The organism is Streptomyces griseorubiginosus, from assembly GCF_017614965.1.
In the GTDB taxonomy this organism is placed as follows: Bacteria; Actinomycetota; Actinomycetes; order Streptomycetales; family Streptomycetaceae; genus Streptomyces; species Streptomyces griseorubiginosus_B.
The window spans coordinates 1-12,350 of record NZ_WVUG01000059.1 but is presented as its reverse complement, the minus strand read 5'-3'; the positions used below and the strand labels follow the sequence as shown (position 1 = coordinate 12,350).

The 12,350-nt window shown below is 72.1% G+C and carries 12 protein-coding genes and 1 pseudogene; 7 read left to right on the top strand and 6 right to left on the bottom strand.

The genetic code is table 11. The features are described from left to right. Nucleotides 1–115 precede the first annotated feature (115 nt). On the top strand, nt 116–1,003 hold the full coding sequence (locus GRC12_RS14305; protein WP_208779623.1) for an SGNH/GDSL hydrolase family protein: 888 nt from the start codon (nt 116–118) through the stop codon (nt 1,001–1,003). Between the two features lie 15 nt (nt 1,004–1,018). Then, nucleotides 1,019–1,990 (top strand): aldose epimerase family protein, encoded by a 972-nt coding sequence (locus GRC12_RS14300; RefSeq protein WP_208779622.1) that lies wholly within the window; start codon nt 1,019–1,021, stop codon nt 1,988–1,990. Nucleotides 1,991–2,061: 71 nt separating this feature from the next. Here GRC12_RS14300 and GRC12_RS14295 read toward each other — a convergent pair whose 3' ends face one another. Then, nucleotides 2,062–4,509 (bottom strand): glycoside hydrolase family 3 protein, encoded by a 2,448-nt coding sequence (locus GRC12_RS14295; protein ID WP_208779621.1) that lies wholly within the window; start codon nt 4,507–4,509, stop codon nt 2,062–2,064. A gap of 106 nt (nt 4,510–4,615) precedes the next feature. Here GRC12_RS14295 and GRC12_RS14290 point away from each other — a divergent pair, with 106 nt between their 5' ends. Next, the gene (locus tag GRC12_RS14290) at nt 4,616–5,194 is read left to right on the top strand and encodes a TetR/AcrR family transcriptional regulator (protein WP_208779620.1); all 579 of its coding nucleotides are present in this window, start codon (nt 4,616–4,618) and stop codon (nt 5,192–5,194) included. A gap of 9 nt (nt 5,195–5,203) precedes the next feature. Here the strand turns inward: GRC12_RS14290 and GRC12_RS14285 are convergent, their stop codons facing one another. Further along, nucleotides 5,204–5,542 carry a YrdB family protein gene (locus GRC12_RS14285; RefSeq protein WP_208779619.1) on the bottom strand — a complete coding sequence of 113 codons (339 nt, stop codon included), beginning with the start codon at nt 5,540–5,542 and terminating at the stop codon, nt 5,204–5,206. A 107-nt stretch (nt 5,543–5,649) separates the two neighbouring features. On the opposite strand from GRC12_RS14285, the gene GRC12_RS14280 reads away from it, so the two are divergent. Together GRC12_RS14280 and GRC12_RS14275 are read left to right on the top strand one after the other, a co-directional pair. Continuing rightward, nucleotides 5,650–5,904, top strand: a complete 255-nt coding sequence (locus GRC12_RS14280; protein WP_208779618.1) for a hypothetical protein — start codon at nt 5,650–5,652, stop codon at nt 5,902–5,904. 94 nt (nt 5,905–5,998) lie between these two features. Continuing rightward, entirely contained in the window at nt 5,999–7,252 is a 1,254-nt protein-coding gene (locus tag GRC12_RS14275) for a pyroglutamyl-peptidase I family protein (RefSeq protein ID WP_208779617.1), read from the top strand. 23 nt (nt 7,253–7,275) lie between these two features. Here GRC12_RS14275 and GRC12_RS14270 read toward each other — a convergent pair whose 3' ends face one another. Both GRC12_RS14270 and GRC12_RS14265 read right to left on the bottom strand, forming a co-directional pair. Then, nucleotides 7,276–8,076, bottom strand: a complete 801-nt coding sequence (locus GRC12_RS14270) for an EI24 domain-containing protein (RefSeq protein ID WP_208779616.1) — start codon at nt 8,074–8,076, stop codon at nt 7,276–7,278. A 10-nt stretch (nt 8,077–8,086) separates the two neighbouring features. Then, on the bottom strand, nt 8,087–8,950 hold the full coding sequence (locus GRC12_RS14265; protein ID WP_208779615.1) for a hypothetical protein: 864 nt from the start codon (nt 8,948–8,950) through the stop codon (nt 8,087–8,089). A 198-nt stretch (nt 8,951–9,148) separates the two neighbouring features. Between GRC12_RS14265 and GRC12_RS14260 the strand changes: the two genes are divergently transcribed. After that, a complete protein-coding gene (locus GRC12_RS14260; RefSeq protein ID WP_208779614.1) occupies nt 9,149–10,300 on the top strand; it encodes a serine hydrolase domain-containing protein in 1,152 nt (383 codons plus the stop codon). Nucleotides 10,301–10,416: 116 nt separating this feature from the next. Here GRC12_RS14260 and GRC12_RS14255 read toward each other — a convergent pair whose 3' ends face one another. Next, nucleotides 10,417–11,415: an NADP-dependent oxidoreductase gene (locus GRC12_RS14255; protein WP_208779613.1), complete on the bottom strand. Its 999-nt coding sequence runs from the start codon at nt 11,413–11,415 to the stop codon at nt 10,417–10,419. Between the two features lie 111 nt (nt 11,416–11,526). Between GRC12_RS14255 and GRC12_RS14250 the strand changes: the two genes are divergently transcribed. Further along, nucleotides 11,527–11,964, top strand: a complete 438-nt coding sequence (locus tag GRC12_RS14250) for a MarR family winged helix-turn-helix transcriptional regulator (RefSeq protein ID WP_208779612.1) — start codon at nt 11,527–11,529, stop codon at nt 11,962–11,964. Here the strand turns inward: GRC12_RS14250 and GRC12_RS14245 are convergent. After that, nucleotides 11,941–12,350, bottom strand: a pseudogene (locus GRC12_RS14245) (hypothetical protein); the annotation flags it as partial. The gene GRC12_RS14250 and the pseudogene GRC12_RS14245 sit on opposite strands and share 24 nt — an antisense overlap.

Sequence of the window (12,350 nt, the reverse complement as noted above, 5' to 3'; positions counted from 1 at the left end):
ACCCGGCAGGACGCTTGTACGGGTGCGATCCGTTGCAGGCTGCGGGGTTCGGGAACTCCCGCGCGTTGTCATGAGGGGGAGCTCCCTGTACGTCGACCGAGGGGAACAGCAGCGGATGCGGAAGCCGAGCCACCGTTCACGGGCCGCCGCCGCCGTCACGGCGGCGGCCGTTCTGGGCGTCGCCGGCTGCGACGCCGTCGGTGGCGACACGACCGCACCCACGCACCGCCCGAGCCCGACGCCGACCTGGGACGTCAGCCCCAGCTCCATCGCGGCCGTCGGCGACTCCATCACCCGTGGTTTCGACGCATGCACGGTGTTGTCGGACTGCCCCGAGGTGTCCTGGGCGACCGGTACGGACACCAAGGTCGACTCTCTCGCCGTCCGGCTGCTGGGCAGGGCGAAGGCGGCCGAGCGGAGCTGGAACTACGCGGTGACCGGGGCCCGGATGGCGGACCTGCCCGGGCAGATCGCGCAGGCGGTGGTGAAGCGGCCGCAGTTGGTGACGGTGATGGTGGGCGCCAACGACGCCTGCCGCGGCTCGACGTCGGCGATGACCCCGGTGGCCGACTTCCGGGCCGGCTTCCAGGACGCGCTGACCTCGCTGCGCAGGCGACTGCCGAAGACCCAGGTGTACGTGGCGAGCGTGCCGAACCTGAAGCGGCTGTGGTCCGAGGGCCGCACCAACGCGCTGGGCAAGCAGATCTGGAAGCTGGGCATCTGCCCCTCGATGCTGGGTGACGCGGACGCGCTGGACTCGGCGGCGACCCTGCGCCGGGACACCGTGCAAAAGCGCGTGGAGGACTACAACAAGGTGCTGAAGGCGGTGTGCGCCAAGGACCGCCGCTGCCGCTTCGACCAGAACGCGGTGTACGACTACCGGTTCGGCACCGACCAACTGAGCCACTGGGACTGGTTCCACCCCAGTGTGAACGGACAGGCCCGACTGGCGGAGATCGCCTACCGCACGGTCACCGCGAAAGGACGCCTGGCAGGCACGTGACTTAGGGTTTTGCTCATGAGCGAACACTTCGGCACACTTCCCGACGGCACCCCTGTCCACCGCTGGACCCTGGAGCGGGCCGGAGTGCGGGTGCGGATCCTGTCGTACGGCGGGATCGTGCAGTCGGTGGAGATCCCGGACCGCACCGGCCACCGGGCGAACGTGGTGCTGGGGTTCGCCGACCTCGACGGCTATCTCGGCTGCCCCGGCCCGTACTTCGGCGCCCTGATCGGCCGGTACGCCAACCGGATCGCGGGCGCCCGCTTCCCGCTGGACGGGGTGACCTACGCCCTGGAGCCGAACAACGCGCCCAACTCCCTGCACGGCGGCGAGCAGGGCTTCGACAAACGCGTGTGGGACGCCCTGCCGGTGGAGCACGGGGTGCGGCTCACCCGGGTCAGCCCGCACGGCGAGGAGGGCTTCCCGGGCCGGCTGGAGGTCTCGGCGACGTACACGCTGGAGGCGGACGGCTCGCTGCGGATCGGGTACGAGGCGGTGACGGACGCGCCGACCATCGTGAACCTGACGAACCACTCGTACTGGAACCTGGCCGGCTCCGGTAGCGCGTCCGGCCACGAACTGCGCATCGACGCCTCCCGCTACACCCCGGTCGACGCCGACCTGATCCCGACCGGTGAGCTCGCGGACGTCACCGGCACACGGTTCGACTTCCGGCAGGCCCGGAAGGTCGGCTCCGGCTACGACCACAACTTCTTGCTCGTCGGCGGGGTGACGCAGAGCCCGCGCGAGGTCGCCGAGCTGCACGACCCGGCGTCCGGCCGCGTCCTGACCGTGACGACCACCGAACCGGGCCTCCAGCTCTACACCGCCGACCATCTGCCCGAGCCCTTCACCCCGGGTGACGGCGTCGCCCTGGAGACCCAGCACTTCCCCGACTCGCCGAACCGCCCGGACTTCCCGAGCACGGTGCTGCGCCCGGGCGGGGTGTTCCGCTCGGAGACGGCGTACGGCTTCGGGGTGCGCTGACCGCATCTGTGAGCCCCGGCCCGGGTGTCAGGTCCCGGGCCGGGGCTGTCCGTGGGGAGACTTGTCCCTGATCAGACGTTAATCGTCGCGGTGAGGCGGCGGTCCGTGATCGAGCGGCTCACCTGGATCTCGTACGAACCCTTCACAAACGACCACGAGCCGCTCGCCTCGTCCCACACCTCGAAGGCGCGGCGGGGCAGCGTGACGACCGCCTCGGCGCTCTCGCCGGGTCCGGCCTCGACGCCCGCGAAGCCGGCCAGATACCGGGCCGGACGCTCGGGGCCGGCCTCGGCCGGGGCCAGGTAGACCTGCACGACCTCCCGTCCCGGGCGCCCGCCGGTGTTCCTGACCCGGACCCGCACCGCGCTGTCGCCCTCGACCCGCACCGACTCATAGCTCCACTCGGTGTAGCCGAGGCCGTGGCCGAAGGGGTACGAGGGGGTGCGGCCCTCCTTCTCCCAGGCGCGGTAGCCGATGAAGACGTCCTCGGTGTACGGCAGTTCGCCGTTCTCGGGGACCACCCGGGTGACCGGGGCGTCGGCCAGGGAGCCCCAGGTGGTGGGCAGCCGGCCGCCGGGCTCGTGGACGCCGGTGAGGACGTCCGCGAGGGCCGCGCCGCCCTCCTGGCCCGGGAACCAGCTCAGCAGTACGGCGGCGACCTCCTCGCGCCAGGGCAGTTCGACGGGGGAGCCGGAGTTGACGACCACGACGGTGTTCGGGTTGGCGGCGGCGACGGCGCGGACCAGGTCGTCCTGGCGGCCGGGCAGCGCGAGGTCCTTGCGGTCGAAGCCCTCCGACTCCACACGGTCGGTGGTGGCGACCACCACCACGGCCGTGTCGGCGGCGCGTGCGGCCTCGACGGCCTCGGCGATCAGCTCGTCCGGGTCGCGCTGCGGCTCCTGGTGGGCGAGCGCGAAGGCGACGACCTTGAAGGGGGTCCCCTCGGGGAGCGCGATCACATGGTGGAGCGAGACCTCGACCGGTTCGCCCGCGGTCAGTTCGACCTCGGCGCGGGGCACGGGCGCGCCGAAGAACGCCTCGAAGGGGTCGCTGTCGTCGGCCGGGCGCTGGACGTCGTCGTAGTACGTGGTGCCGGCGACGGTGAGGGTGAAGGAGCCGGTGCCCTTGATCCCGAAGGTGTGCTTCCCGGAGTCCCGGGGGGTGAAGGTGCCGGTCAGCTCCACGGTGTGGAGGGTGTCGTGGGTGACGCCCTCGGGGAGGTCGGTGCCCATCCACTGGATCTGGCCGCTGGGGGTGCCGCGGGTGCCGATGACCTCGCCGTCGGCGTCCCGGCACACCGCGCGCAGCTCGAAGCCCCGGTCGGCGACGGCCAGTTCGGTGTTCGGGTCGGCGCCGACGGCGTAGCTGAGGCTGCCCTCGGGGAGGGCTGCGGTGAGGCCGTCCAGCGGGGAGACGATCCGGTCCGGGAAGACGGTGGCCGAACCGCCGCCCAGGACACGGGCGTCGCGGGCGGCGGCGCCGATGAGGGCGACGGTGCCGGCCCGGAGCGGCAGGGCGTCGTTCTCGTTGCGGACCAGGACGAAGGAGCGGCGGGCGATCTCGCGGGCCAGCGCCTCGCCGTCCACGGTCGCGGGTGGTTCGGTCACGGCGGGCTCGGCGGACTCCAGGGCGCCGACGCGGGCGGCGAGCCGCAGGACGTTGCGGACGGCCGCGTCGACCGTGGCCTCCTCGACCTCGCCGTCCCGCACGGCCTGGGCGAGGGCGGGGCCGTAGACGGTCTGCGGGCCGGGCATGGCCACGTCCAGGCCGCCCTCGATGGCGGCGACCGTCGAGCGGGCCGCCATCCAGTCGGAGACGTTGTAGCCGTCGAAGCCCCACTCGCCGCGCAGCACGCCGTTCACCAGACGGGCGTGCTCGGTCATGGTCGTGCCGTTGACCGTGTTGTAGGCGGTCATGACGCCCCAGGGGCGGGCCTCGGCGACGATGATCTCGAAGGGCGCCAGGTACAGCTCGCGCAGCGCCCGCTCGCTCACCAGGTTGTTCACGGTGAAGCGGTCGGTCTCGGCGTCGTTGGCGACGAAGTGCTTGACGGTGGTGCCGACGCCGCCGGACTGGACGCCGCTGACATAGCCGGCGCCGATGCGTCCCGTCAGGTACGGGTCCTCGCTGTAGGCCTCGAAGTGCCGTCCGCCGAGCGGGGAGCGGTGGAGGTTTACGGTCGGCGCGAGCAGCACGTGCACGCCCTTGCGCCGGGCCTCCTGGGCGAGCAGCGTGCCGGCGCGGCGGGCCAGCTCCGGGTCCCAGGTTGCGGCGAGGGCGGTCGGGGAGGGCAGGGCGATGGAGGGGTCGTCGGCGCTCCAGCGCACACCCCGCACGCCGATCGGGCCGTCGGACATGACGAGGGACTTCAGCCCGATCTCCGGCAGCGCGGGCAGCGACCACACGTCCTGCCCGGACAGCAGCCGGGCCTTCGCGTCCAGGTCCAGCTTGCCCAGCGCCGCCTCGACGGCGGCCTCGCGCGCCTGGTCGGCTTGAGAGGTGTCTGCGGTTCCCGCCATCGGGGTCTCCTCATCGAGTCAGGTCGTCGTCCTGTGGGCCATCGTGCACCCGTTACCTGTAACGCGGTAGGTTTCGTTATGGTGCCGTAATATAAGCCGCACGGCAATGCCGTACGGTGACGCCATGAACGCCAGGGTCAGGAGCGAGGAACGGCGCGCTGAGATCGTGCGGGCGGCGCTGGAGGTGATCGCCGAGCGCGGTTACCGGGGCGCGAGCCTGGCCGCGGTGGCGGAGCGGGTGGGGCTCACCCAGCAGGGGCTGCTGCACTACTTCCCGACGAAGGAGGCGCTGCTGGTCGCCGTGCTGAAGGAGCGCGACCAGTGGGACGCCGTACCGGCGACGCAGTGGCGGGTGGACCTGCTGGCCTCGCTGGTCGAGTACAACGCGATGCGGCCCGGCATCATCCAGACCTTCTCGGCGCTGCTGGGCGAGAGCGTGACGGAAGGGCATCCGGCGCGGGCGTACTTCACCGAGCGCTACCGGCAGGTGCGCGAGAGCATGGCGGCGGTCCTGCGCACCGCGTACGGCGACCGCCTCCCGAACGGCCTGACGCCGGAGCGCACGGCCCCGCTCCTGGTCGCGGTGATGGACGGCCTCCAGTACCAGTGGCTCCTGGACCCCGACTCGGTGGACATGTCGGCGGCGTTCCGCGACTTCCTGGCGCTGCTCGGCGAGGAGGCCTGAACTCCCGGACTACTGGCGCCAGATCACGGCGAGCGCCTTGCTCACGGCGACGACCGCGGCGAAGGCGACCGCCCAGGCAGCCGCCCCAGCGGCGAACAGCGCGGCCACACCCGTCCCGAACCAGACCGCCTCGAAGCCGACACGGACCGCGCCGCGCGTCTTGTACGACGCCTTCTGCGACCCGAACAGGGCCCACAGGACGACGAGCACGGCCGGACCGCCGAGACCCAGCACCCAGGTGAGCGGGGTCGCCACGTCCCGGGTGAAGCCCCAGTACCCGACGGCCGCGAGGGCACCGAGCTCGATCAGGAACAGCACGCCCAGATTCACGGCCTTCACGGTCCTCATGCGCGGCAGTATCACCTGTCGGCTGACACGCCGCCACGATTTCGATCTAGGGCCCGTTGAGTACGCGTACTCAGGCGCCTCCGCTCCCCCGGGCCGACGATGAGCGCATGAGGTGGAGGAACACAACCGCCGTCCTCGCGCTGCTGCCCCTCGACGCCCTGGCCGTGGGCTACGGCTGGCTGGCGGCGACCTGGACGGACGAGCCGCACGAGCCGCCCCTGGCTCAACTGGGCTGGATCTGCGGACTGTTGGCTGCCAGTGGCGTCGCGCTGTGGGCGGCCCGGCTGAGGAGCGCCGCGGTCTTCCAGGTCGTCCCCGTCCTCGTGCTCGCGACGCTGATGCTGTCGCTGTCTTCCTCCTGAGCCCCACCCCATGGCGTAGACCACTTCCGTCACGCGATACTGCGACCGTCCGCACCACGCTCCCCCACGACGGCGACGGAAGGACTGAACTCCCTTGGCTTCCCTACGTGTTCGGATCGGCATTCTCGGACTGGCCATGATGGCCTCGGTGGCCTCCCCGGTGACGGCGAGTGCCGCCGCGACCGCTCCCTCCCCCACCGTCGAGGAACAGCGCCTCGACAAAGCGGTGCCGCAAGAGATACTCCGGCGGTCCGGGTTCGACGACGTGGCACCGGAGTTGGCCCGCGAGCTGGGCTCGGCGCACTCCTACGCCCAGGCGCGGCGGATCGTCGTACACGAGGGATCGGCGCTGTGGCGGCGGGCCGTGGACCGGGTGCAGGGACGCGGGCCGGCCGGCGGGGACCTGAGCCGGGACGACGACCGGCCGCTGTACTGGGCCAGGCTGGGACTGACCCGGGAACTGCGGACCTGGGAGCCGGGGTTCGCGCTGAGCGACGCGCAACGGGACGCGCTGATCGAGCAGTTGGAGCGGACCTCGCGCGGACAGACCGACGTGCGCTATCCGCGCGGCAAGGGGCTCAGGCGGATCCTCGTCACCGGCTTCGACCCGTTCACCCTCGACCGGGACATCCGGATCTCCAATCCTTCCGGAGCCACCGCGCTCGCCCTCGACGGCACGGTGATCCGGACCGCGAAGGGTCCGGCGCGTATCGAGACGGTCGTCTTCCCGGTGCGCTGGCAGGACTTCGCGCAGGGAACGGTGGAGCGGACGCTGCGGCGGTATCTGCCGAAGGTCGACCTGTTCACCACGGTGAGCCAGGGGCGGGTCGGGCGGTTCGACGTGGAGCGGACCAACGGGGCCTGGCGGGGCGGCTTCCCGGACAACGACAACGTCTCGCGCACCGAGACCGTCCCGGTGACCGACCCCGCCTCGCAGCCGCAGTGGACGACGACCACGCTGCCGTACCGGGAGATCGTGGCGGCGGACACGGGACGGTTCCCGGTGTACGACCACACCGAGGTGACCGAGATCCCGGCCGGGGGGACGACGGCGGTCGTCCGGCCGGACGGGCCGACCCCGGGATCGACGGCACGAGCGGGGGGCGGCGGGAACTACCTCTCCAACGAGATCGCCTACCGGGCGACCCTGCTGCGGGACCGGCTGGGGCTGCACGACACCCTGCCGGGCGGGCATGTGCACACGCCGGTGCTGCAGTTCGGGGCGGGCAACACGGATCCGGCGACCGGGACGGTGACCGATCCGGAGTTCGTGCGCAACCGGCTGGACATCGTGGCGCAGGTGCGGGCGATCCTCAGCGTGGCGGCCGACGCGGCCTTCAGGAAGTGAGCGGCTTCCGAGAGTGACCGGCTTCAGGAAACAGCCGGCTCGTCCTCGGAGTCGCCCTCCCCCGGCTCGCCCTCCCCGCTCTCCTCGCCCAGCAGCTCCCGCGCCATCAGCGTCGCGCCCGCGACCGCGCCCGGCATCAGGAACACCGCCACGAACGGCACCACGAAGGCGACGGCCAGCGGGGTGCCGAAGCCCCAGACGAGGGTTCTGCGGGAGCGCAGGAGGGCGAGGCGGGCGCGGAGTTCGACGCCGCGGCGCTGGAGGGCGACGGCGGTGAGCTCCTCGGTGAGGAAGAAACCGGTGACGAAGAAGCCGATCACCGGGACGACCGTCTGTCCGACGAAGGGGATGAAACCGAGGGCGAACAGCAGGACGCCCCACAGCGCGGCGCGGAGGACGATCCGCAGGCTGTCCCGGGCCGAGATCCACAGCTCGCGCCAGAGCGGCAGACCGGACTCGGGGGCCGTGCCGTCGGGGGACACGTCCCGGTCGACCTTCTCGGAGAGGTTCTCGTAGAAGGGCTGGCCGATCAGGAGGGTGACGGCGGTGAAGGTGACGACGGCCAGCAGCAGGCCGAGGGCGAACAGCACGGCGGTGAGCAGGCCGCGGAAGGCGCCTCGCCAGGGGCTGGACCAGTCGTCGGCGAAGGGGGTCGACCAGCCGACGAAGTCCTGGCCCCACAGGGCGAGGGAGGTGAGGGCGGCCACGTACAGGACGAGGGTTATCAGGCCCGGGAGCAGGCCGAAGCCGTACTGTCTCCCGTGCCCGGCCACCCAGCGTTGGCCCTTCAGGAGATAGGTGAAGCCCGCCCCAAGATCGCGCATGGGGAAGACTTTACGTTGTCGGCACCGCCACTACGATCCCGCTCTCGGCCGCGGGCGACACCGCCGCCGACACCCGTGTCGCCACCGCCCGGGCCAGCCGCCCGGCCCGCGTGGCCGCCGCGAGGAGCAGGGGCTGGACCTGTTCCAGGGCCGAGACGAACAGCTCCTCGCCGGTGACCAGGACCGGCCCGGCGGCCTTCGTCGTCGCCGCGGCCGCCTCCGTGAGGTCGGCCAGCGGCGGGAGGGTGGCGCGGACCACGCCCGCTCCGGTGGCCGCCGCGCGTTCGGCGAGGGCGACCTGGAGGGGCATGAGGGGGGCCAGCGCCGCGGTCAGGGCGTCGGCGATGCGGCGCAGTTCCGGGGAGGAGTCGCGCAGGACGTCGGCGGCGGCGCGCAGGACCGGCGTGACGGCCAGCAGGGCGCCCGCGGCCACGCCGGCCGTCGCGGGCACCAGGGGTGACGTCGCCTCGAGAAGGTCGCCGAGGGCGTTCGCGAACTCCTCGACGGCCGGCTCCAGCGCGTCCAGCACGGGCAGCAGGCTGTCGCCGAGGGCGGTCAGCAGGGCCTGCGCCGGTTCGCTGACCGGGTGGACGGCGAGCGGTGCCCCGCTGGTGCCGAGGCGGGTGAGGGTGTCGACGATGCGGTAGAAGGCCTCCTGGGCCTGCGGCGAGGCGCTGGCCTCCGCCAGTTCCGCGGTGGTCTCGCGCAGCACCCGCAGCGCTTCGGCGCCCGAGCCGTCGCGCGGGTCGAAGGTGTTGAGGGCGATCCTGGTGATGTTCCCGGCCGTCTCCAGGAGTTGGCCGGTGATGTCGGTGGTGTTGCGTGCCATGCGCAGCACGTCCTGCCTGCTGGGCAGCGGAGGGATCGTTGCCATGGGCTCTCCTCGCCTCACGGACGTCACCGGTCGGTCGCCCCCTCAGCATGCCCCCTTCGCGTGCCGCGTGGTGGGCCATCCGGGGCATCGGTGACGCGAACTCTCGCCGCGTGCGGTTGAGTCGTACAGGTACATCGCGCCGTATCGATCTCGGGGAGCTCCCACAGAGGCGTGCAGCGGTTCAGGTGAGGAGAGCGGATGACGAAGGAGATCCACGGCACCGTCGCCGATGGCTTCGAGGCGGTGCGTGAGGAGTTCGCCGCGTTCGTCGCGGGGGAACGGGACGACTACGAGGGGCAGTTGTGCGCCTATGTGCACGGCCGCAGGGTGGTCGACCTGTGGGCGGGGGACGGTGTCGAGGCCGACTCCCTCTACGCCGTGTACTCGTCGACCAAGGGAGCCGCGCATCTCGTGGTGGCCCTGCTGGTGCAGGACGGCACGCTGGAACTGGACCGCAAAGTCACCTACTACTGGCCGGAGTTCGCGGCGGAGGGCAAGGGGGCGCTGACGCTGCGCGAGCTGATCTCGCACCGGGCGGGCCTGGTCGGCACGGACACCGGCTTCACGGCCGAGGAGATGGCCGACGACCGGGCGATCGCGGAGCGGCTCGCCGACCAGAAGCCGTTCTGGCGTCCGGGTTCGGCGTTCGGCTACCACGCTCTGGTGATCGGCGCGCTGACCGGTGAGGTGGTGCGGCGGGCCACCGGCCACACGCTCCAGCAGGTGTACGAGGAGCGGATCCGGGCGCCGTACGGTCTGGACTTCCACCTCGGGCTGCCGGCCGCGCTGGACTCGCGGTACCGGCCCGTGCAGCCGATGATGCCGACTCCGCAGCAGCAGGCGGCGCTGGACGCGGCCCAGACCGGCCCGCACACGCTGGCCTCGATCGCCTTCAACACGCATGTTCCGAACCCGGGGACGCTGGTCGACTACGCCAACTCCCGTATCGTGCGCGCCAAGGGCCCGGCGTCGGCGGGCGGGGTGGCGGCCGCGCGGGGGCTGGCCGGGATGTATGCGGCGACGATCAGCGAACTCGCCGACCGTCCGCCGCTGCTGAAGCCGGACACGATCGCCGAGGTGGGCCAGATCCACTCCATCGGCTACGACCTGGTGGCCCGCACCCACAAGTCGTACGGCCTCGGCTTCCAGGCCACCGCCGACACCTGGCACCCCTTCCTGGGCGCCGGCGCCTTCGGCCACAGCGGCGCCGGCGGCTCCCAGGCCTTCGCCGACCCCCGCACCGGCCTGTCCTACGGCTACACCCGCCGCCGCCTCGCCTTCCCGGGCGGAGCGGCCCCGGAAAACCAACGCCTGGTCAGAGCCGTACACACGGCGGCACTGGCGATCTGACGTCGGCCCGCCGTGAGGGACCGAAAGGCCGCACCCACGTCCAAGGGTGCGGCCTTCGTCTGGGGAACGAGTGGGTCGGAGTGGCGTCACGCTGATGTCGCCATGACCGTGGTGTCTTACAGCTTGACGATCATCTTGCCCGTGTTGTCGCCGCGCAGGACGCCGAGGAACGCCTCCAGGTTGTTCTCGATGCCCTCGACCACGGTCTCCCGGTACTTCAGCTCGCCCGAGGCGACCCACGGGGCCACCTCCGACACGAACTGCGGCTGCAGGTCGTAGTGGTCGCCGACCAGGAAGCCCTCGATGCGGCCGCGGGTCTGGATCAGCCGGGCGAGGTTGCGCGGGCCCGGCGCGGGCTCGGTGTTGTTGTAGACGGAGATCATCCCGCACACGGCGATCCGGCCGCCCTGGTTGAGCTGCCCGATCGCGGCCTCCAGGTGGTCGCCGCCGACGTTGTCGAAGTAGACGTCGATCCCGTCGGGCGCGGCCTCGCGCAGCTGCTCGCTCACCGGGCCGTTCTTGTAGTTGAACGCGGCGTCGAAGCCGTACTCCTCCACGAGCAGCTTGACCTTCTCGTCGGAGCCGGCCGAGCCGATGACCCGCGAGGCGCCCTTCAGCCTGGCGATCTGCCCCACCTGGCTGCCGACCGCGCCGGCCGCGCCGGAGACGAAGACGGAGTCGCCCTCCTTGAAGGACGCGGTGCGCAGCAGACCGGCGTAGGCGGTCAGGCCCGTCATGCCGAGGACGCCGAGGTACGTCGACAGGGGCGCGGCGTCCGCGTCCACCTTGACGGCGTTCTTCGCGTCCACCACCGCGTACTCGCGCCAGCCGAAGAAGTGCAGCACGTGGTCGCCGACGGCGATGCCCTCGGCGTTGGAGGCGACGACCTCGCCGACCGCGCCGCCCTGCATGACCTTGCCCAGCTCGAACGGGGCGACGTAGGACTTCGCGGCGCTCATCCGGCCACGCATGTACGGGTCGACGGAGAGGTACTCGTTGCGGACGAGGACCTGGCCCTCGCCCGGCGTCGGGGCCTCCGTCTCGACCAGGGCGAAGTCCTCGGGCTTCGGCCAGCCGACGGGACGGCTGAGCAGGTGCCATTCGCGGTTGATCATGACAGGGCCTTTCCTTGCGTTCGTGTTGCTGCGGAGGCAAATACTTCACTACCTGAAACAACCATGCCGCTGAATATTTCAGGTTGTCAAGTAACGGGGTACCCTGGAGCCATGTCCACCACACCGAAGACCCGTCGGCCCGACGCGCTGACCCTGGAGGTCGTCGAGCTCATCGGCGACGTCGTGGCCCGTTTCTACGCGGACTACGAGGACGCGGCGGGCGAGCACGCGCTCACCGGCGCCCAGGCGCGGCTGCTGAGCCTGCTGTCGCTGGAGCCGCTGCCGATGCGGAAGCTGGCGCAGAAGCTGAAGTGCGAGCCGTCCAACGTCACCGGGATCGTGGACCGGCTGGAGTCGCGGGGACTGGTGGAGCGCCGTCCGGACCCGGCCGACCGCCGGGTGAAGCTGGCGGCGGCGACGGACGAGGGGCGCCGGGTCGCCCGGGAGCTGCGCGAGGGACTGCGCTTCGCGCGCGAGCCGCTCGCCGGCCTCTCCGACGAGGAGCGGCTGTCTTTGCGCGATTTGCTACAGCGGATGCTGACGGCCTGAGCGGAGGGCGGACCCCGGGCCGAGGGCGCGCTCCGGATCGAGGGCGGACCCCGGGCCGAGTGCGGACCCCGGGCCGAGGGCGCGCTCCGGATCGAGGGCGGACCCCGGGCCGAGTGCGGACCCCGGGCCGAGTGCGGACCCCGGGCCGAGTGCGGACCCCGGGCCGAGTGCGGACCCCGGGCCGAGTGCGGACCCCGGGCCGAGTGCGGACCCCGGGCCGAGTGCGCACTCCGGGCCGAGTGCGCACTCCGGATCGAGGGCGGGCCCCGGGCCGAAGACCAGCCCCAGGCCGAAGGCCGGCCCGAGCCTCAGCTGCACCACCACAGGAACCGTGTGCAGGTCTGCGACGGGGACGGGTCCGGGCTGGGGGCCGAGGTCGTCGGGGC